This window comes from Microbacterium sp. P5_E9, assembly GCF_054049175.1.
This window is the reverse complement of record NZ_JBFUMV010000012.1, coordinates 1-19,138: the sequence shown is the minus strand read 5'-3', so window position 1 is coordinate 19,138 and position 19,138 is coordinate 1. Positions and strand designations below refer to the sequence as shown.

General features: G+C 67.6%; 16 protein-coding genes and 2 pseudogenes. 10 read left to right on the top strand and 8 right to left on the bottom strand.

Translation table 11 applies throughout. From position 1 onward, the window contains the following. The first annotated feature begins 3 nt into the window (after window positions 1–3). From ACXJ3V_RS14225 to ACXJ3V_RS14205, 5 genes are all read left to right on the top strand, one after another. Window positions 4–1,563, top strand: a complete 1,560-nt coding sequence (locus ACXJ3V_RS14225) for a PTS mannitol transporter subunit IICB (protein ID WP_457100977.1) — start codon at window positions 4–6, stop codon at window positions 1,561–1,563. Window positions 1,564–1,688: 125 nt separating this feature from the next. Continuing rightward, complete coding sequence (locus ACXJ3V_RS14220; protein ID WP_457100976.1) at window positions 1,689–2,129, top strand: PTS sugar transporter subunit IIA; 441 nt, start codon at window positions 1,689–1,691, stop codon at window positions 2,127–2,129. Next, window positions 2,126–3,274: a mannitol-1-phosphate 5-dehydrogenase gene (locus ACXJ3V_RS14215; RefSeq protein WP_457100975.1), complete on the top strand. Its 1,149-nt coding sequence runs from the start codon at window positions 2,126–2,128 to the stop codon at window positions 3,272–3,274. Before ACXJ3V_RS14220 ends, ACXJ3V_RS14215 begins: the two co-directional genes overlap by 4 nt. Window positions 3,275–3,321: 47 nt before the next feature. Beyond that, window positions 3,322–4,092, top strand: coding sequence for an alpha/beta hydrolase (locus tag ACXJ3V_RS14210; RefSeq protein ID WP_457100974.1), 771 nt, complete (start codon window positions 3,322–3,324; stop codon window positions 4,090–4,092). Beyond that, a complete protein-coding gene (locus ACXJ3V_RS14205) occupies window positions 4,089–5,417 on the top strand; it encodes a flavin-containing monooxygenase (RefSeq protein WP_457100973.1) in 1,329 nt (442 codons plus the stop codon). Before ACXJ3V_RS14210 ends, ACXJ3V_RS14205 begins: the two co-directional genes overlap by 4 nt. A 16-nt stretch (window positions 5,418–5,433) precedes the next feature. Here the strand turns inward: ACXJ3V_RS14205 and ACXJ3V_RS14200 are convergent, their stop codons facing one another. From ACXJ3V_RS14200 to ACXJ3V_RS14165, 8 genes are all read right to left on the bottom strand, one after another. Then, complete coding sequence (locus ACXJ3V_RS14200) at window positions 5,434–6,549, bottom strand: adenosine deaminase (protein ID WP_457100972.1); 1,116 nt, start codon at window positions 6,547–6,549, stop codon at window positions 5,434–5,436. A gap of 29 nt (window positions 6,550–6,578) precedes the next feature. Continuing rightward, the gene (locus ACXJ3V_RS14195) at window positions 6,579–7,895 is read right to left on the bottom strand and encodes a thymidine phosphorylase (RefSeq protein ID WP_457100971.1); all 1,317 of its coding nucleotides are present in this window, start codon (window positions 7,893–7,895) and stop codon (window positions 6,579–6,581) included. After that, window positions 7,892–8,293 (bottom strand): cytidine deaminase, encoded by a 402-nt coding sequence (locus ACXJ3V_RS14190; RefSeq protein WP_457100970.1) that lies wholly within the window; start codon window positions 8,291–8,293, stop codon window positions 7,892–7,894. The genes ACXJ3V_RS14195 and ACXJ3V_RS14190 overlap by 4 nt, the downstream gene beginning before the upstream one ends. Window positions 8,294–8,297: 4 nt before the next feature. Beyond that, window positions 8,298–9,575: an ABC transporter permease gene (locus tag ACXJ3V_RS14185; protein ID WP_457100969.1), complete on the bottom strand. Its 1,278-nt coding sequence runs from the start codon at window positions 9,573–9,575 to the stop codon at window positions 8,298–8,300. Beyond that, window positions 9,572–10,852 carry an ABC transporter permease gene (locus ACXJ3V_RS14180; RefSeq protein ID WP_457100968.1) on the bottom strand — a complete coding sequence of 427 codons (1,281 nt, stop codon included), beginning with the start codon at window positions 10,850–10,852 and terminating at the stop codon, window positions 9,572–9,574. Before ACXJ3V_RS14180 ends, ACXJ3V_RS14185 begins: the two co-directional genes overlap by 4 nt. After that, a complete protein-coding gene (locus ACXJ3V_RS14175; protein ID WP_457100967.1) occupies window positions 10,849–12,369 on the bottom strand; it encodes an ABC transporter ATP-binding protein in 1,521 nt (506 codons plus the stop codon). The genes ACXJ3V_RS14180 and ACXJ3V_RS14175 overlap by 4 nt, the downstream gene beginning before the upstream one ends. 118 nt (window positions 12,370–12,487) lie before the next feature. Beyond that, window positions 12,488–13,597, bottom strand: coding sequence for a BMP family lipoprotein (locus ACXJ3V_RS14170; RefSeq protein ID WP_457100966.1), 1,110 nt, complete (start codon window positions 13,595–13,597; stop codon window positions 12,488–12,490). A gap of 193 nt (window positions 13,598–13,790) precedes the next feature. Continuing rightward, entirely contained in the window at window positions 13,791–14,906 is a 1,116-nt protein-coding gene (locus ACXJ3V_RS14165; RefSeq protein ID WP_457100965.1) for a mannose-1-phosphate guanylyltransferase, read from the bottom strand. Between the two features lie 220 nt (window positions 14,907–15,126). Here ACXJ3V_RS14165 and sdhC point away from each other — a divergent pair, with 220 nt between their 5' ends. From sdhC to ACXJ3V_RS14140, 5 genes and pseudogenes are all read left to right on the top strand, one after another. Beyond that, entirely contained in the window at window positions 15,127–15,561 is a 435-nt protein-coding gene (gene sdhC, locus ACXJ3V_RS14160) for a succinate dehydrogenase, cytochrome b556 subunit (RefSeq protein WP_457100964.1), read from the top strand. Then, window positions 15,561–16,022, top strand: coding sequence for a succinate dehydrogenase hydrophobic membrane anchor subunit (locus ACXJ3V_RS14155; RefSeq protein ID WP_457100963.1), 462 nt, complete (start codon window positions 15,561–15,563; stop codon window positions 16,020–16,022). The genes sdhC and ACXJ3V_RS14155 overlap by 1 nt, the downstream gene beginning before the upstream one ends. 43 nt (window positions 16,023–16,065) lie before the next feature. After that, window positions 16,066–17,880 carry a succinate dehydrogenase flavoprotein subunit gene (gene sdhA / locus ACXJ3V_RS14150; RefSeq protein ID WP_457100962.1) on the top strand — a complete coding sequence of 605 codons (1,815 nt, stop codon included), beginning with the start codon at window positions 16,066–16,068 and terminating at the stop codon, window positions 17,878–17,880. Continuing rightward, window positions 17,880–18,602: pseudogene (locus ACXJ3V_RS14145) on the top strand (succinate dehydrogenase iron-sulfur subunit); the annotation flags it as partial. The gene sdhA and the pseudogene ACXJ3V_RS14145, both read left to right, overlap by 1 nt. A 303-nt stretch (window positions 18,603–18,905) precedes the next feature. After that, window positions 18,906–19,138, top strand: a pseudogene (locus tag ACXJ3V_RS14140) (4Fe-4S dicluster domain-containing protein); the annotation flags it as partial.

Here is a 19,138-nt window from a genome sequence, read left to right as displayed (position 1 = left end):
GTCATGACAACGGCGTCGACACCCACCACAGGAGCCAAGCAGGCGCAGGTTCACGTCCAGCGCTTCGGCACGTTCCTCTCCGGCATGATCATGCCGAACATCCCCGCGCTCATCGCGTKGGGCATCTTCACGGCGTTCTTCATCGACGTCGGCTGGACTCCGAACGAGGCCCTCGCGACGATCGTCGGGCCGTTCATCCACTACCTGCTCCCGCTGATCATCGCCTACACGGGCGGCAGCATGGTCTACAACATCCGTGGTGGCGTCGTGGGGTCGATCGCGACCATGGGCGCGATCGCGGGGTCGGACTACATCGTCAAGCAGTTCAACGACGGGCTCGCGGAAGGCGCCGCCCAGCTGCCGCAGGTGCATATGTTCATCGGCGCCATGATCCTCGGCCCCCTCGCCGCCTACACGATGAAGTGGCTCGACTCGCTCTGGGAGGGCAAGATCAAGGCGGGCTTCGAGATGCTCGTCAACATGTTCTCCGCCGGCATCTGGGGCTTCGTGATGGCGATCGTCGGGTTCTATCCGGTGGCGCTGATCGTCAACTGGATCATGGCGGCGCTCGGTCGCGGGGTCGAGTGGCTGGTCGACATGAACCTGCTGCCGCTGACCAGCATCCTGATCGAGCCGGCGAAGGTGTTCTTCCTCAACAACGCCATCAACCACGGTGTGCTGACACCGCTCGGTCTCGCGCAGGCCGCGGAAGAAGGCTCCTCGATCCTGTTCCTCCTCGAGGCCAACCCCGGCCCCGGCGTGGGGCTGCTCTTGGCGTTCACCTTCTTCGGAATCGGTGCGGCGCGCGCCTCCGCCCCCGGTGCGGCGATCATCCAGTTCTTCGGCGGCATCCACGAGGTGTACTTCCCGTACGCGCTGATGAAGCCGATCCTGATCCTCGCCCTCATCGCGGGCGGTGCGACCGGAGTCACGACGAACATGCTGCTGGGCGGCGCGCTGCGCGCGCCGGCTGCGCCGGGAAGCATCTTCGCGATCCTCCTGCAGACGGCGAACGGGTCGTATTTCGCGGTCATCCTCTCCGTGATCCTGTCGGCGACGGTCACCTTCCTCATCGCCGGACTCATCCTCCGCGCCTCGCGGAAGCGCGACCTCGAGTCGATGGCGATCACGGATGACGCCTTCGGCGCGGCCATCACGCAGACCGAGGCGGCCAAGGGCAAGAGCTCGGACGCCCTGTCGAACCTGCGCGGCGGAGCTGCGACCCAGGCCGACGGTGCCGGTGGGCCGGCGACCGCGACGGCGCGCGAGATCAAGAGCATCGTGTTCGCGTGCGACGCCGGCATGGGGTCGTCCGCGATGGGTGCGAGCGTGCTGCGCAACAAGATCAAGAAGGCGGGCGTCGAGGGCGTCACCGTGGTCAACAAGGCCATCGCGAACCTCGACGGCACGGCCGACCTGGTCATCACGCAGAACCAGCTCACCGAGCGGGCTCGGCAGCAGTCGCCGAACTCGGTCCACGTGTCCGTCGACAACTTCATGAACTCGCCTCGGTACGACGAAGTCGTAGAACTCGTCGTCGACCAGCACAAGGACGGTGCGTAGGCGTTGAAACGGCTGCGGGGCCGGGACGGCGCGACGCCCCCGGTCCCGTGGCTTCTGCTGAAGTTCCACTGGATCCCTGTTCCACTGACGTCCGCGGCACCCCGTGGACGCGAAAGGCGGCAAGCATGACACGCGAGGTTCTGACGATCGGTCAGATTCGAATCCACCCCGGTGGCTCGACGAAGCTCGACGCGATGAAGGAGGCCGCCGACATCCTCGAGGCGGCCGGCGCAGTCACGAACGAATACTTCGACGCGATGCAGCAGCGCGAACTGACCGTGTCGACCTATATGGGCGCCGAACTCGCGATCCCGCACGGGACGAATGAGATGAAGGCGACGATCCTGGATTCTGCGCTCTCGTTCGTCCGCTACGACGGCGGAGTGGACTGGGACGGTGAGCCGGTGACGTTCGTCGTCGGGATCGCGGGGAAGGGTGACGAGCATCTCGAGATCCTGTCGCAGATCGCCATCCTCTTCTCGGATGAAGACGACGTGGCCCGGCTCAAGGCCGCTTCGACCGCCGAGGAGCTCTTCGGCATCCTGAGCGCCGTCAACGAGTCATGAAGGCCGTCCACTTCGGCGCGGGCAACATCGGGCGGGGGTTCGTCGGCCTCCTCCTGCATGAGGGCGGCTACGACCTCGTGTTCTCGGATGTCGCGGCCCCGCTCGTCGATGCGATCAACGCGGTCGACTCGTACACCGTGCACGAGGTGGGCGCCGGCGGCACCGACAAGGTGGTCACGGGCTTCCGCGCCGTCAACAGCGCCACCCACCCAGAGGTCGTCGTCGACGAGATCGCGACCGCGAACATCGTCACGACCGCCGTGGGCCCCACGATCCTGAAGTTCGTCGCCCCGCACATCGTGGCGGGTCTCGCCCTGCGCGACCCGGCGTCCCCACCGCTGCAGATCATGGCCTGCGAGAACGCAATCAACGCCACCGACCTGCTCCGCGACGAGGTCGTCGCCCTCGCCGGCGATGCGTGGATCGCCCTGGAGTCGCGTGCGGTCTTCGCCAACACCGCGGTGGATCGGATCGTGCCCGGTCAGCCCGAAGGCGGCGGCGTGGACGTGACGGTGGAGCCGTTCTTCGAGTGGGCGATCGAGCGTCCGCCGTTCGGCGACGACCCGCCGGCCATCCCCGGTGCGCATTTCGTGGACGACCTCGCCCCCTACATCGAGCGCAAGCTCTTCACCGTCAACACCGGTCACGCCACGACCGCGTACTTCGGCGCGCAGGCCGGCGTCGAGCGCATCTCGGATGCCCTCGCCGACCCGGCAATCGCCGCGCGCGTCGCCGCGGCGCTGGAGGAGACCTCCGCCCTGCTCGCGGTCAAGCACGGCCTCGACCCTGACGATCTCGCGACCTACCGCGCGACCATCGTGAACCGGTTCCGCAATCCCGCCCTCCCCGACACGGTGTGGCGGGTCGGTCGACAGCCGCTGCGCAAGCTCTCCCGTCACGAGCGGTTCGTCGGCCCCGCTGCTGAAGCGGCCGAGCGGGGTCTCGGGACGACCGGCCTCGTCGCCGCGATGGGCGCGGCGCTCGCCTTCGACGACGCCGAGGACGAGCAGTCGGTGCAGCTGCAATCACTGCTGCGGCAACAGGATGCCGCCGCCTTCACCGCCTCGGTCACCGGCCTCGAGCCGGGGCATCCGCTCTTCGCGCAGATCCAGGAGGTCGTCGCGGCTCGCCAGGCCGAGCTGTAACGCCCTGCGGCGGTTGCTCAGGGTGGGTCGACCTAGACTGATCGACGATGAACACGCCTGCCGAAACCAAGCGCCCTCGCCGCCGTCTCCGCCGCATCCTGGCCTGGATCTTCGGGGTCATCGGCGGGCTCATCCTGATCGCCATCGTCGGCATCGTGATCTGGAGCCAGGTCGGTGTGTCTCAGGCGGAGCCCGAGCCGCTGGCCGCGGTCAAGGCCGACGACCGCATCGTCATCACCGATGACTCGGCCGGCATCGTGCTCGCTCCCGCCGAAGGTGCCGGCGACGTCGGACTGGTGTTCGTCCCGGGCGGCAAGGTCGACTCATGGGCCTACGCCGCGAAGCTGTCCGACCTCGTGGCCGAGGACGGCATCACCGTCGTCATCACCAAACCCTGGCTGAACCTCGCGTTCTTCGACCTGCGGCCCCTCGACGCCTTCACCAGCCTCGCCCCCGACATCGACACGTGGATGATCGGCGGCCACTCCCTCGGCGGCGTCCGCTCGTGCATGCTCGCCTCGGATGCCGACGCCCTGGTGCTGTTCGGCTCGTACTGCTCGACTGATCTGACCGCCTCAGGGCTGCCGGTGCTGAGCATCGGCGGCAGCGAGGACGGCCTCTCCACCCCGGACAAGATCGCCGATGCCAGTGACCTCCTCCCCCAAGACGCCGAGCTCGACCAGATCGAGGGCGCCAGCCACTCCTCCTTCGGCGACTACGGTCCGCAGGCCGGCGACGGCACCCCGACGATCTCCGACGCGGACATGACGGCGCAGCTGACCGAGTTGGTCGGCTCCCTCGCGGCATCCCTCCCGTGAGTCGGCACCGCTACGCGATCATCGGTGCGGGTCCCTCCGGCCTCGCCGCGGCGCGGGCGCTGCAGCAGGCCGATATCGCCTTCGACGGCTTCGAAGCCGCGCAAGGTGTCGGCGGGCTCTGGGACATCGACAATCCCCGCTCCACCATGTACGAATCGGCGCACCTCATCTCGTCGCGCACGACGACCGAGTTCACCGAGTTCCCGATGGTCTCCATGGTCGACTACCCGGGCCACCGCACCCTCCTGCAGTACTTCCGTGACTTCGCCGAGCGCTTCGGGCTGACCGACGCCTACCGCTTCGAGACCCGGGTCACCGGCGTGGAGAAGACCGACGACGGCGGATGGATGCTGCGCGCCGACGCGCCCGATGGTCCGATCGAGGCGCGCTACGACGGCGTGATCCTCGCCAACGGCACACTCGCCGAGCCGAACATCCCCACGTTCCAGGGCGACTTCACTGGCGAACTGCTGCACACGAGCGCGTACAAGCGCCCGTCGCAGCTCACCGGCAAGCGGGTGCTCATCATCGGGGCGGGCAACTCGGGCTGCGACATCGCCGTGGATGCCGTGCACCACGCGGCATCCGTCGACATGAGCGTGCGACGCGGGTACTACTTCGTTCCCAGGTATCTGTTCGGACGCCCCTCTGACACCCTCAACCAGGGCAAGCCCCTGCCCGCACGGATCAAGCAGTTCATCGACACCCGGGTGCTGCGGGCATTCACCGGCGACCCCGTGCGGTTCGGGTTCCCGAAGCCCGACTACAAGATCTACGAGTCCCACCCGATCGTGAACACGCTGATCCTGAACCATCTCGGCCAGGGCGACCTTCAGGTGCGGCCAGACGTCGACCGGTTCGACGGCACGACCGTGCACTTCCGCGACGGGTCTGCGAGCGAGTACGACCTGGTGCTGCTGGCCACCGGCTACACGCTGGACTACCCGTTCGTCGAGCGCGGCGAGCTCAACTGGTCGGGGATGGCACCCGAGCTCTTCCTCAACATCTTTCCCCCGTCGTTCAACGGGCTCTACGTGATGGGCATGCTCGAGGCGTCCGGAATCGGCTGGCAGGGCCGGTACGAGCAGGCCGACCTGCTCGCGGCCTATCTCGCGCGGCTCGAGCGTGACCCGCAGGGCGCCGCCGCATTCCGTGCTCGGGTGACCGGTGAGCCCTGGCCCGACCTCACCGGGGGCTACAAGTACCTCGGACTCGAACGCATGGCGTACTACGTCAACAAGGACGCCTACCGCGGCGCCGTCCGCGCGGAGGCCAAGGCGCTGCGGAGCCCAGCCGTCGCGAGCCCGGCAGCCGCGCAGCGCTGAGCCGCGGCATCCGCTCCTACCGCTCGAAGCCCTCGCTGATGAGGTCGATGAGCTCCTCGCGCTCCTCGACCGGGAGGAACGAGCCGGCGGCGGCGTTGAGCTGGAAGGTCTCGAGATCATCGAGGTCGTACTCGAAGGTCTCGGCCAGCAGGGCGAGCTCGCGGGTGAGCGAGGTGCGGCTCATGGTGCGGTTGTCGACATTCACCGTCACGCAGAAGCCGAGCTGGTAGAGCAGATCGAACGGGTGGTCTTCGAGCGTGGTGCCCCAGCGCTCGATCGCTCCGGTCTGCAGGTTCGACGACGGTGAGAGCTCGAGCGGGATCTCGCGGTCGCGCACCCAGCGGGCCAGATCGCCGAACTTCACGAGCACCTCTTCGCCGGAACGCTGGACGACCTCGAGGTCTTCGGCGATGCGCACCCCGTGGCCGAGACGCAGCGCGTGGCCGTCCAGCAGAGCGGAGCGGATCGACTCCAGCCCGGCTGCCTCGCCGGCGTGCACCGTGACCGGGAAGAACTCCGAGGCGAGATAGTCGAACGCGGCACGATGGTTCGACGGCGGGAACCCGTCTTCCGGACCCGCGATGTCGAACCCGACAGCGCCGCGATTGCGGTACTCGACCGCGAGGCGGGCGATCTCGAGGGATCGGTCGGTGTGTCGCATCGCTGTGATGAGCTGGCCGACACGGATGTCGCGACCCGCGCGGTCCGCGGCATCCTCGCCCTCGTCGATGCCGGCCTGCACAGCCTCGACGGCTTCCTCGAGGGACAGGCCGCGAGTCAGGTGCTGCTCGGGGGCCCAGCGCACCTCGCCATAGACCACGCCATCGATCGCGAGGTCCTCGACGAACTCCCGCGCGACCCGGCGGAGACCATCGGCGGTCTGCATGACCGCGGTCGTCAGATCGAAGGTCTTGAGGTATTCCACGAGCGACCCGGAGTCGCTCTTCTCCGCGAACCAGCCCGCGAGGCCCTCAGCGTCGGTGTCGGGCACATCGAGGCCGATCTCGCCGCCGAGCTCGATGATGGTCGCCGGGCGCACACCCCCGTCGAGGTGGTCGTGCAGTGACACCTTCGGCAGGCTCCGGATCGAGACTCCCTCGATAACGGCATCGCCGTGCTGGTCGATGGGCATGTCGGACTCCTCAGTGGCGGGGGTGGTGATCAGGCGGAGATGCGCTCGAGCACAAGCGGGGCGGATGCCGGAGCTTCGGCACCGATCGCCCAGGCATCCGCCAGGGCGTCCAGGGCGCGTTCGAACCTGGTTCCATCATGCCCGAGCAAAGTGAACAGCGGCTGACCCGCAGTGACGGCGTCCCCCGGCTTCACGTGCAGATCGATGCCCGCTTCGTGGATCACCGGATCCTGCGCCCGTGCCCGGCCGGCGCCGAGCCGCCAGGCGGCGACGCCGAACGGCAGCGCGTCCATCCTGGTCACGACACCCGCGACGTCGGCCGTGACGGTGTGGGTCTCGCGCGGCGTCGGGAGCGCGGCATCCGGATCCCCGTCCTGCGCGCGGATCATCGCCCGCCAGACGTCCATCGCACGGCCGTCGCGCAGCGCCGCCTCGACGTCCGCGTCGGGCTGCCCGGCAAGCGTGAGCATCTCGCGCGCGAGGGCCACCGTGAGCTCGACGATGTCGGCCGGCCCGCCACCTGCCAGCACCTCGACGGACTCGCGCACCTCGTTGGCATTGCCGATCGCGAGCCCCAGCGGGGTGTTCATGTCGGTGAGCAGAGCCGTCGTCGCGACGCCCGAATCGGTGCCGAGCGCGACCATCGTGCGGGCGAGCTCGCGGGCTCGATCCACGTCGCGCATGAACGCGCCGGAGCCGAACTTGACGTCCAGCACGAGCGAGTCGGTGCCCTCGGCGATCTTCTTCGACATGATGCTGGATGCGATGAGGGGAATCGCCTCGACGGTTCCGGTGACGTCGCGCAGGGCGTAGAGCTTTTTGTCGGCAGGGGCGAGGCCCGAGCCGGCCGCACACACGACCGCGCCGACATCGCGCAGCTGCGCGAACATCTCGTCGTTGGAGATGGCTGCGCGCCAGCCCGGGATGGACTCCAGCTTGTCGAGCGTTCCGCCGGTGTGCCCGAGACCGCGGCCGGAGAGCTGCGGCACGGCGACCCCGAAGGCCGCGACGAGCGGCGCCAGCGGGAGAGTGATCTTGTCGCCGACCCCGCCGGTGGAGTGCTTGTCGACGGTCGGCTTGCCGAGGCCGGCGAAGCTCATCCGCTCGCCCGAGGCGATCATGGCGTCGGTCATCACGCGGATCTCATCGCGCCCCATGCCGTTCAGGAGCACCGCCATGGCGAAGGCGGCCATCTGCGCATCGGCGACGTAGCCCCGGGTGTAGGCATCCACCATCCAGCGCAGCTCCGCCTCGGGAACCGCTCCCCCGTCGCGCTTGGCCCGGATCACATCGACGGCGTCGAAGGCCTCCACAGCATCCGGTCCCTGAGCCTGTCGAAGGGTCATCGGGAGCCCTCTTCGAGATCGCGCGGTCCGAAGGCGTCCGGCAGCACCTCATCGATGGTGCGGATGCCGGACACGGTCTCCAGGAGCATTCCGGGCAGTGCGTGCTCGTACAGGAGCTGCCGGCAGCGTCCGCACGGCATGATCGTCTCGCCGTCGTTGTTCACGCAGACGAAGGCGACCAGCCGCCCCCCGCCGGACATGTGCAGGTCGGAGACGAGCCCGCACTCGGCGCAGAGGGTGACGCCGTACGAGGCGTTCTCCACATTGCAGCCACGGACGATCCGTCCGTCCGACACCAGCGCCGCCGCACCCACCCGGTAGCGCGAGTACGGCGCGTACGCCCGCTGCATCGCCTCGGTCGCGACCGCTCTCAGTTCGTCCCAGTCGATGTCGGTCACGAAGTCATCCCTTGATATACGGCTTGCCATCTGCGGCCGGAGCCCGCGACTTTCCGACCACCCCCGCCACGACGAAGATCGTCACGAGGTACGGGAGCATCAGCATGAACTCGCTGGGCACCGGCGAGCCGATGACGCTCAGGGTGTTCTGCAGGTTCGAGGCGAAGCCGAACAGCAGCGCAGCGAGGGTCGCCTTGATCGGATCCCACTGCCCGAAGATCACCGCGGCGAGGGCGATGAAGCCCGCTCCGGCCGTCATCTCCTTGTTGAACGCGATGCCGTTGCCGATCGTGAACACGGTGCCGCCCAGGCCGGCGATCGCGCCCGCGAGCAGGACGTTCCAGAACCGGGTGGCGTTCACGTTGATGCCGACCGTGTCCGCCGCCTGCGGGTGCTCGCCGACGGAGCGAAGCCGCAGGCCCCACCGGGTGTGGAACATGCCGATGTACACCGCCGCGACGGCGATGTACATGATGTAGACGATGATCGTCTGCCGGAACAGGACCGGCCCGACGATCGGAATCTCACTCAGGATCGGGATGGGGACCCGCTCGAAGCGCGGGGGTGTGTTCAGCGTCGCGGCATTGGGGGCGAGCACCTGCGAGTACAGGAAGCTCGTGAGCCCCGTGACGAGGACGTTGAGGACCACTCCGACGATCACCTGGTCGACGAGGTACTTGAGCGCGAACGCCGACAGCACTGCCGCGACGAGCATGCCGGCGACCATCGCCGCGAGTAGCCCGAGGAACGGCTGGCCGGTGATCGTCGCGACGACCGCAGCGGTGAATGCGCCCGCGAGCAGCTGACCTTCGATCGCGATGTTCACCACGCCGGCGCGCTCGCCGATCACGCCGCACAGTGCGCCGTAGATGAGCGGCACCGCCAGCGCGAGCGATCCGGCGAGCAGGCTCGGCACCGGGATCGTTGCCCCTGCGGCGGCCCACGTCAGGAAGCCGACCACGAACACCACGAGATAGACGATGACGATCCACAGCGGCGACTTCCCGCCCGCACGCACGAAGTACGCCGATGCCAGGGCGAGGAGGATCAGGATGCCGCAGCACACCCACGCCGTCGGCATGACGGGCACGACCAGATCGGGGAGCTGGATCGCATCGGAGTCGGTCGAGAGCCGGAAGGTCGTGCTGCCGGAGCGCGGCGCCGCGAGGAGCAGGATCACGTAGAGCACGGCGAAGATCGCCATGGCGACCGGCGCCTTCCAGCTGCGGACGATCGTCGTCTCGGGCAGGTCGTCTGCGGTGGAGACCGCCACGGAGGTCACTTGGCCACCCCCTCGAGGTCTGCTTGTGCTGCGACTTCGGCCTTGAGCGCCTTCTCGCGTGCCTTCTCGGCCCGGCGGCGATCGCGCTCCGGCGATGGCAGGAAGAAGATCGTGCGGATCAGCGGCGGCGCAGCGATGAACAGGACGATGAGCGACTGCACGACCGCGATGATCTCGATCGGGATCTGCTCCGCCGCCTGCATCGCGAAGCCACCGGCTTTGAAGCCGCCGAACAGGATGCCGGCCGCGAAGGTTCCCCAGGCGGTCGAGCGCCCGAGCAGCGCCACGGTGATGCCGTCGAAGCCGATGCCCGCATCGATGTCAGCGCTGAACCCCGTGGTCACCGTCCCGAGGATCTGGTTGACGCCGGCCAAGCCGAGCAGCGCGCCGGAGATCAGCATCCCGTAGATGTACATGTTCTTGACGTTGATGCCGGCCACCCGGGCTGCGTTCGGATTCTCACCGACGGCGCGGAACTTGAAGCCGAGGCTCGAGCGATTCAGGATCCAGGCGACCAGTAACGTGGCGGCGATGACGAGGATGAATCCGAAGTGCAGGTTGAACTGCGGCCCGAGCAGCTCGGGGAAGACCGCCGTCTCCTTCATCGGGGGGGTCTTGGGGTTGTTCGACCCCGGAGCCTGCAGCAGACCGGGGGTGCGCAGCATCCACGAGATCAGGTAGAAGGCGACGTAGTTGAGCATGATCGTCACGATGACTTCGTGCGCCCCGGTGCGCGCCTTGAGGAACCCGGCGATGCCGCCCCAGAGCGCGCCGCCGAGGAGGCCGGCCAGCACAGCGAGGATCATGTGCAGCGGGAAGGGGAGATCGAACGCGAACCCGACGTAGCCCGCGGCGGCGCAGGCGATGAGCATCTGCCCCCGGCCGCCGATGTTGAACATGCCGATGCGGAAAGCCAGCGCGACGCCGAGACCGGCGGCGATCAGCGGCGTCGCGAACGTGAGGGTCTCGGTGAGCGGCTTGATCGCCCKGGCGAAGGTCGGGGCGCCGAAGTTGTAGATCGCACCCTGGAAGAGCGCGCTGTACGCGCCGAAGACGGCGTCCCAGGCCGCGGCGATGGTGTCCATCGGCCGCGCGAAGAAGTACTTCGCAGCCGCCTGCACCTCCTCATCGGTGACGGCGATGAGGATGCCGCCGATCGCGAGCGCGAGCACCACCGCCAGCACGGAGATGAGGGCGTTCCCCTGGGTGATCTTGACGAAGGTGGCGTGCCATTTCGACGGCGGTGCCGGTGCGGCGGCCTCCTGGGTGGCGCTCATGCCGCGACTCCCTCTCCGGCGGGTGACTCGCCTGCCATCATCAGTCCGAGCACATCGCGCGGCGTATCGCCTGGCACGATGCCCACGATGCGGCCGCGATACATCACCATGATCCGATCGGCGAGCGCCGCGACCTCGTCGAGCTCCGTGGAGACGACGATCACGGGAACACCGGCGTCCCGGGTCTCGACGATCCGCTTGTGGATGAACTCGATAGAGCCGACATCCACGCCGCGCGTCGGCTGAGCGGCGACGAGGAGGGAGAGGTTCCGGCTGAGTTCTCGTGCGAGCACGACCTTCTGCTGGTTGCCGCCGGAGAGTGTGCCGACGGGGGCCTGGATACCGGGGCCGCGCACGTCGTACTCGGCGAACTTCTCCTTCGCAAACGCCTCGAGGGTGCGTCGCTGCACGTTCCACGCCTTCACGAAGGGCTCGCCGCTCGAGCGATCGAGCATGAGGTTCTCGGCGATCGTGAACGCGCCCACGAGGCCATCCTCGGTGCGGTCCTCGGGCACGAAGCCGACGCCCTGTTCGAGGATGTGACGAACGCTCCGCCCGACGATCTCCTGGTCATTGAGCAGGGCGGATCCGCGCACCTGGGGCTGGAGGCCGAGCAGAGCTTCGGTGAGCTCGGTCTGGCCGTTGCCCTGCACTCCTGCGACGGCGAGGATCTCCCCTCCCCGCACCTCGAAGCTCACGTCGTTCACGACGAGCTGGCCGATCGGGTCGATGACGCTGAGGTTCTCGACGACGAGGGCGCGGTCATTGCGCTGTGGCGGGTCCTTGTGGACGGTCAGTTCGACCGCGCGACCGACCATCATCGAGGCGAGCTCGGCGTTCGAGGCCTGCGGGGAAGCTTCGCCCACGACCTTGCCGAGCCGGATGACGGTGATCTTGTCGGCGACCTCCCGCACTTCGCGGAGCTTGTGGGTGATGAAGACGATGGAGGCGCCATCGGCCTTGAGCTGCCGCATGATCTCCATGAGCTCATCGGTCTCCTGCGGCGTGAGCACCGCGGTGGGCTCATCGAAGACGAGCACCTTCGCGTCGCGCGACAGCGCCTTGATGATCTCGACCCGCTGCTGCACGCCGACCGGCAGATCTTCGACCAGCGCATCGGGGTCGACGTGGAAGCCGAACCGTGCGGAGATCTCACGGACGCGTTCGCGGGCGACCTTCAGATCGAGCAGTCCCCCGGCCTTCGTCGACTCGTGGCCGAGCATGACGTTCTCCGCGACGGTGAACACGGGGATCAGCATGAAGTGCTGATGGACCATGCCGATGCCCGCGCGCATCGCGTCGCCGGGGCCGCGGAAGTTCTGGACGTGGTCGTCGAGGAGGATCACGCCCTCGTCCGCGGTGTAGAGCCCGTAGACCACGTTCATCAGGGTGGACTTGCCCGCCCCGTTCTCACCGAGCAGGCAGTGGATCTCCCCCGGTTCGACGACGAGATCGATGTTCTCATTGGCGGTGAGGCTGCCGAACCTTTTGGTGATTCCGCGCAGTTCGAGCTTCATGTTGCCGATCCTAGTGAGCCGGGTGTGTGTCGCACGAGAACCCGCGCCCGCTCGTGCGGCGTACGCGGAGACAGAAGTGGGGAGGCCGGCAAGCCGACCTCCCCACTGGTGAGCGGACTCAGCCCGCGAGGTACGACTCGACGGGGATCGACCCGTCGATGATGCCTGCCGTGATGGTGTCGAGCTCGCCCTGGAGGTCAGCCGAGACCTTGCTCTCGAAGTCGTGGAACGGGGCGAGGCCCACGGCCTCGTTCTCGAGCGTGCCGAGGAACGGGGTGGGGTCGAACTCACCGACGCCTGCCTTCAGGACGGCGTCGCTGACGCCGACGTCGATCAGCTTGCGGATCGACGTGAGGAGCAGTTCGGCGACGCTCGGGTCGGTCTCGTACACGTCCGCGTCGACGCCGATGAGGGCGATCTCACGGCCTGAGCTGCGGATGACCGAAGCGGCGCTCTGGTAGATCGGACCGCCGACGGGCAGCAGCACGTCCACGCCCTGGTCGACGAGGCCCTGCGCCGCGTTGATGGCGTCCTGGTTGGCGTCGAAGCCGCCCGTGAACACGCCGTCCTTCGCCGCACGATCCCAGCCGAGGACGGCGACGGTGTCGCCCTTCTCGGAGTTCCAGTAGTCGACGCCCTGGGCGAAGCCGTCCATGAAGATCGAGACGGTCGGGAAGTTCATCCCGCCGAAGGTGCCGACCTTCTTGGCCGTCGAGTACGACGCCGATGCATAGCCGGCGAGGAATGCCGCCTGGGCGGTGTCGAAGAGGATCGGCTTGATGTTCGGCGCGTCCGGCGTGCCATCGAAGTCGTTGTCGATCGGGTCATCGATCGAGACGAAGTCGATGTCGGGGTTGGCGGTCGCCGCCTCGAGAGCGGCGGACGCGAGCGCGAAGCCGACAGTCACGATGAGCGTGCAGTTCTGGTCGATCAGGCTCGTGATGTTCGGAGCGAAGTCGGTCTCGGAGCTCGACTCGACGGCGAGGAATTCGACGCCGAGTTCTTTGGCGGCGCTCTCCAGGCCTTCGTAGCCCAGCTGGTTGAACGACTTGTCGTCGAAGCCGCCGGCGTCGGAGACCATGCAGGGCTTGAAGCCCTCGACGACGTTGGACGTCGCTTCCTCGGTGGGCTCAGTCGCTTCGGGTGCGGACGCACAGCCTGCGAGCGCGATCAACATGCTTGCGGCCACAAGGCCGCCCAGCACGCGCTTAGGGGTGGAAATGGTCAACTCAACCTCCACGGAAGTAGACCCGCGTACCTCGCGAGTGCAGTTCGAAGTTACCTACTGTGACGAGGATGTTGCATTCCGATAGGCCACGATGCGGCCAATGGTTACAAAGACGCAACAGAACAGTCGCAATAGCTCGCCATCTGCGCAGAGGACGCTCGCCTGGGATGGGTCACCGGCGCCTCGATCCGCCTCAGAGCACGTCGCCGCGACCGGTCAGCTTGAGCGCGTCGACCACGCCCTTGACCCGCTGCGCGTGCTCGCTCGTGGTGACCAGGAGCGCGTCATCCGTGTCGACGATCACGATGTCCTTCACGCCGATGACACTGATGATGCGCTGCGTCTGGCTGACCACGATGCCGCTGGACGCGTCGGCGAGGATCCGCGCGTTCTCGCCGAGGATCGCCAGATTCTCTTTGCGGCCGTGCGAATTGAGCTTCGCGAGACTCGCGAAGTCTCCGACGTCGTCCCAGTCGAAGTGGCCGGGGATGACGGCCAGGCGCCCCTTCTCCGCGGCGGGTTCGGCGACGGCGTAGTCGATCGCGATCTTCGTGATCGAGGGCCACACCCGGTCCACGACCGGACCGCGCCTGTCGCGGTCGTCCCAGGCCTCGGCCAGATCCATGAGCCCGGCATAGAGATGGGGCTGGTTCTCGGCGATCTCGCCGAGAAGGACGTCGGCGCGGGTGATGAACATGCCGGCGTTCCACAGGTAGGAGCGATCGGCGAAGTACCCCTTGGCCGTCTCGAGGTCGGGCTTCTCCACGAAACGGTCCACCAGCGCGGCCTCGGGGGCTCCGGCGACGACCAGTTCGCCGCCCTTCTGGATGTAGCCGAAGCCGACGGACGGCTCGGTAGGGGGGATGCCGATCGTGCAGATATAGCCCTCGCGCGCGACGGCGATCGCCTGGTTGACTGCCCAGTCGAAGACCTGGGTTCCACGGATGACGTGGTCGGCTGCGAAGGACCCGATGATCACATCAGGCTCGCGCCGCACCAGAACCGCCGCAGCGAGACCGATCGCCGCAGCCGAGTCACGGGGCTCGGACTCGAGGAACACGTTCTTGTCCGGGATGCCCGGCAGCTCCCGCTCGACGGCCGCGCGGTGCGCGCGGCCGGTCACCACCGCGACCCGGTCCGGGCCGGCCAGCGGTGCGAGCCGGTCCCAGGTGTCACGCAGCAGGGTTTGCCCTGACCCGGTGAGGTCGTGGAGGAACTTGGGCGCGTCGGCACGCGACAGCGGCCACAGCCTGCTGCCGATGCCTCCAGCGGGGATGACGGCATAGAAGTCTGAAATCGGCTCGGCCATGCGCTCACAGTAGTCCGCGACGATTACCGGGGTGAATCGCCGGGATGTCGAGCGGGTATCGCTGGAATATCTTGACGTCGAGATAGTTCGGTGCCGCTCGCGTCGACGCCCGGCTCCCGACGGGGAATAGGATGAACTCGCGCCATGTGACGCACGGGGACGCATTCCCCTCGGGGCAGAGCCCGCCCCCGCACCGTGTTCGAGCCAGGGAGGACGGCCCGTGTCTGCACCAGCCCGCGTCACACCGTCGATAGCCGAGACCACTTCGCGGACCCCGCGAGGAACCCTCTACCGAGGTCGAGAAGGCATGTGGTCGTGGGTGCTTCACCGCATCACCGGCGTCGCGATCTTCTTCTTCCTCCTCGTGCACGTGCTCGACACGGCACTGATCAGGGTGTCGCCCGAGGCGTACAACGCCGTCATCGGCACCTACAAGAACCCGATCATGGGCCTGGGCGAGGTAGCCCTCGTCGGTGCGATCGCGTACCACGCGTTCAACGGCCTGCGGATCATCCTCGTCGACTTCTGGTCGAAGGGCGCCCGCTTCCAGCGGCAGCTCTGGTGGGGCGTCCTCGCCGTCTGGGTGGTGACGATGGCCGGCTTCACGCCGCGCCACCTGATCAACGTCTTCTCGCAGATGACGGGAGGTCACTGATGACCACCGCCCCCGCCACCCCGATCGCCGACCCGCGCAGCCCGCTGCCCGCGAAGCGCCGCTCCGGCCCGAACCTCGAGAAGTGGGGCTGGATCTACATGCGCGTCTCGGGGGTCATCCTCGTCGTGCTGATCTTCGGCCACCTGTTCGTCAACCTCATGCTCGGTCAGGGCATCCACGGCATCGACTTCGCGTTCGTCGCCGGCAAGTTCGCCACCCCCTTCTGGCAGTGGTGGGACGTCCTGATGCTGTGGCTCGCGCTGATCCACGGCGCGAACGGCATGCGCACGATCGTCAACGACTACATCGGCCACGCCGGCACCCGCCGCGTGCTGGTCTGGGCGCTGTGGCTGGCCGCGGCATTCCTGATCCTGCTCGGCACCCTGGTCGTCTTCACCTTCGACCCGTGCCTGGGCCTGACCGGCGACAGCGTCGACTTCCTCCAGGAAATGTGTGCCTGAGGCCACACGACCGTAGGCAACGAGAGACAAGAGCATCCTTCACGTGAGCACGAACACCACCCAGAACGCCGAGAGCTACGTCAAGGACGGCGTCCACTACCACCAGTTCGATGTCGTCATCGTCGGCGCCGGCGGCGCCGGGATGCGGGCAGCCATCGAGGCCGGGCCCGGCGCCCGGACCGCGGTGATCACCAAGCTCTACCCGACCCGCTCGCACACCGGCGCGGCGCAGGGTGGCATGGCGGCGGCGCTCGCGAACGTCGAAGAGGACTCCTGGGAGTGGCACACCTTCGACACCGTCAAGGGCGGTGACTATCTCGTCGATCAGGATGCCGCGGAGATCCTCGCCAAGGAGGCGATCGACGCCGTCATCGACCTCGAGAACATGGGGCTGCCGTTCAACCGCACGCCCGAGGGGAAGATCGATCAGCGGCGCTTCGGCGGTCACACCGCCGACCACGGCAAGACGCCCGTCCGTCGCGCCTGCTACGCCGCTGACCGCACCGGCCACATGATCCTGCAGACGCTGTTCCAGAACTGCGTCAAGCTCGGCATCAACTTCTTCAACGAGTTCTACGTGCTCGACCTCATCACGGTGAAGGCCGAAGACGGCTCGACCCAGGTGGCCGGCGTCGTCGCGTACGAACTGGCGACCGGCGATCTGCACGTCTTCCAGTCGAAGGCGATCATCTTCGCGACCGGCGGCTTCGGCAAGATCTTCAAGACCACCTCCAACGCACACACCCTCACCGGCGACGGCGTCGGCGTCATCTGGCGCAAGGGTCTGCCGCTCGAGGACATGGAGTTCTTCCAGTTCCACCCGACGGGTCTCGCCGGACTCGGCATCCTGCTCACCGAAGGCGCGCGCGGTGAAGGCGCGATCCTGCGCAACGTGAGCGGCGAGCGCTTCATGGAGCGCTACGCACCCACCATCAAGGACCTCGCCCCCCGCGACATCGTGAGCCGGTGCATGGTGCAGGAGGTCGCGGAGGGCCGCGGCGCCGGCCCCCACCGCGACTACGTGCTGCTGGACTGCACGCACCTCGGAGCCGAGGTCCTCGAGACCAAGCTCCCCGACATCACCGAGTTCGCGCGCACCTACCTCGGTGTCGACCCGGTCGTCGAGCCGGTGCCGGTCATGCCGACGGCGCACTACGCGATGGGCGGCATCCCGACCAACAACGACGCCCAGGTGCTCTCGAGCAACAAGACGATCGTGCCGGGCCTCTACGCCGCCGGCGAATGCGCCTGCGTCTCGGTGCACGGCTCGAACCGCCTCGGCACCAACTCGCTCCTCGACATCAACGTCTTCGGCAAGCGCGCCGGCCGCAACGCGGTCGAGTACGTCAAGACCGCGGACTTCGTCGCACTGCCCGAGGACCCCGCCCGCGAGGTGCGCGAGCTGATCGAGGGGCTGCGCAACAACAACGGCACCGAGCGGATCGCCGTGCTGCGCAAGACGCTGCAGGACGAGATGGACCGCAAGGCCCAGGTGTTCCGCACCGAGGAGTCCCTCACCGAGGTGCTCGCCGTGATCGAAGACCTGCGCTCGCGCTACCTCAACGTGCACGTMGACGACAAGGGCAAGCGGTACAACACCGACCTGCTCGAGGCCGTCGAGCTCGGGTTCCTGCTCGACCTCGCCGAGGTGGTCGTCTACACCGCGCGCAACCGCAAGGAGAGCCGCGGCGGCCACATGCGCGACGACTACCCGAAGCGCGACGACGAGAACTACATGAAGCACACGATGGCGTACCTCAGCGGCGACGCGCACTCGTCGACCGCCGATGACCACATCCGGCTCGACTGGAAACCGGTCGTCATCACCCGGTACCAGCCGATGGAGAGGAAGTACTGATGTCGACTGTCGTCACGACGGATGCCGCGACCCCCGTCAACCGGGAGGCCCCGGAGACCGCCGTGGACACCGGCATCCAATCCTTCCTGGTGACGTTCATCATCCGCCGGTTCGATCCCGAGGTGGACGAAGAGCCGCGCTGGGTGGACTACGACGTCGAGCTGTACTCGACGGACCGGGTGCTCGATGCGCTGCACAAGATCAAGTGGGAGGTCGACGGCTCGCTGTCGTTCCGCCGCTCCTGCGCACACGGGATCTGCGGCTCCGACGCGATGCGCATCAACGGCCGCAACCGCCTCGCCTGCAAGACGCTGATCAAGGATCTCGACATCTCGCAGCCGATCTACGTCGAGGCGATCAAGGGCCTGCCGCTCGAGAAGGACCTCATCGTCGACATGGAGCCGTTCTTCGCGTCGTACCGCGAAGTGCAGCCGTTCCTGATCTCGAATGCGACGCCGACGCCCGGCAAGGAGCGCATCCAGACGATCGCGGACCGCGCGATCTTCGACGACACCACCAAGTGCATCCTGTGCGCGGCGTGCACCTCGTCGTGCCCGGTGTTCTGGACCGACGGGCAGTACTTTGGTCCAGCGGCGGTCGTCAACGCGCACCGCTTCATCTTCGACTCGCGCGATGACGCCGGCGGCGTGCGCCTCGACATCCTCAACGACAAAGAGGGCGTCTGGCGCTGCCGCACGACCTTCAACTGCACCGAGGCCTGTTTCGGGGACGGATGCCGCGGCATCCGTCCCCGCTACTCTGACACCGTGACCGCCTCGCCCGATCCTCGTGACGCGCCGGCCAGACGCGACGCGGCCACGCGGGCGCGCGAGGAGGAGGAGAACCTCCGCAGGCGGTGGGACTCGACGCAGTCTGGGCTCCGGCAGCGGTTCGATGCGCCGATCAGCCGGGCCACCGAGATCACCCAAAAGACGCTCGGCCTGTTCCCCGTCCGCGTGTGGCGGCACTTCCTGCTCCGCAACGGGTTCCTCCTCGCGGCAGGAGTGAGCTATCAGGCGCTCTTCGCGATCTTCGACGACACCACCAAGTGCATCCTGTGCGCGGCGTGCACCTCGTCGTGCCCGGTGTTCTGGACCGACGGGCAGTACTTTGGTCCAGCGGCGGTCGTCAACGCGCACCGCTTCATCTTCGACTCGCGCGATGACGCCGGCGGCGTGCGCCTCGACATCCTCAACGACAAAGAGGGCGTCTGGCGCTGCCGCACGACCTTCAACTGCACCGAGGCCTGCCCCCGCGG

Coding starts and splice junctions, on each gene's coding strand:
- ACXJ3V_RS14155 (WP_457100963.1), top strand. CDS start 15,561: ATGACCACCGCCCCCGCCACCCCGATCGCCGACCCGCGCAGCCCGCTG.
- ACXJ3V_RS14215 (WP_457100975.1), top strand. CDS start 2,126: ATGAAGGCCGTCCACTTCGGCGCGGGCAACATCGGGCGGGGGTTCGTC.
- ACXJ3V_RS14195 (WP_457100971.1), bottom strand. CDS start 7,895: ATGACCCTTCGACAGGCTCAGGGACCGGATGCTGTGGAGGCCTTCGAC.
- ACXJ3V_RS14220 (WP_457100976.1), top strand. CDS start 1,689: ATGACACGCGAGGTTCTGACGATCGGTCAGATTCGAATCCACCCCGGT.
- ACXJ3V_RS14175 (WP_457100967.1), bottom strand. CDS start 12,369: ATGAAGCTCGAACTGCGCGGAATCACCAAAAGGTTCGGCAGCCTCACC.
- ACXJ3V_RS14210 (WP_457100974.1), top strand. CDS start 3,322: ATGAACACGCCTGCCGAAACCAAGCGCCCTCGCCGCCGTCTCCGCCGC.
- ACXJ3V_RS14200 (WP_457100972.1), bottom strand. CDS start 6,549: ATGCCCATCGACCAGCACGGCGATGCCGTTATCGAGGGAGTCTCGATC.
- ACXJ3V_RS14165 (WP_457100965.1), bottom strand. CDS start 14,906: ATGGCCGAGCCGATTTCAGACTTCTATGCCGTCATCCCCGCTGGAGGC.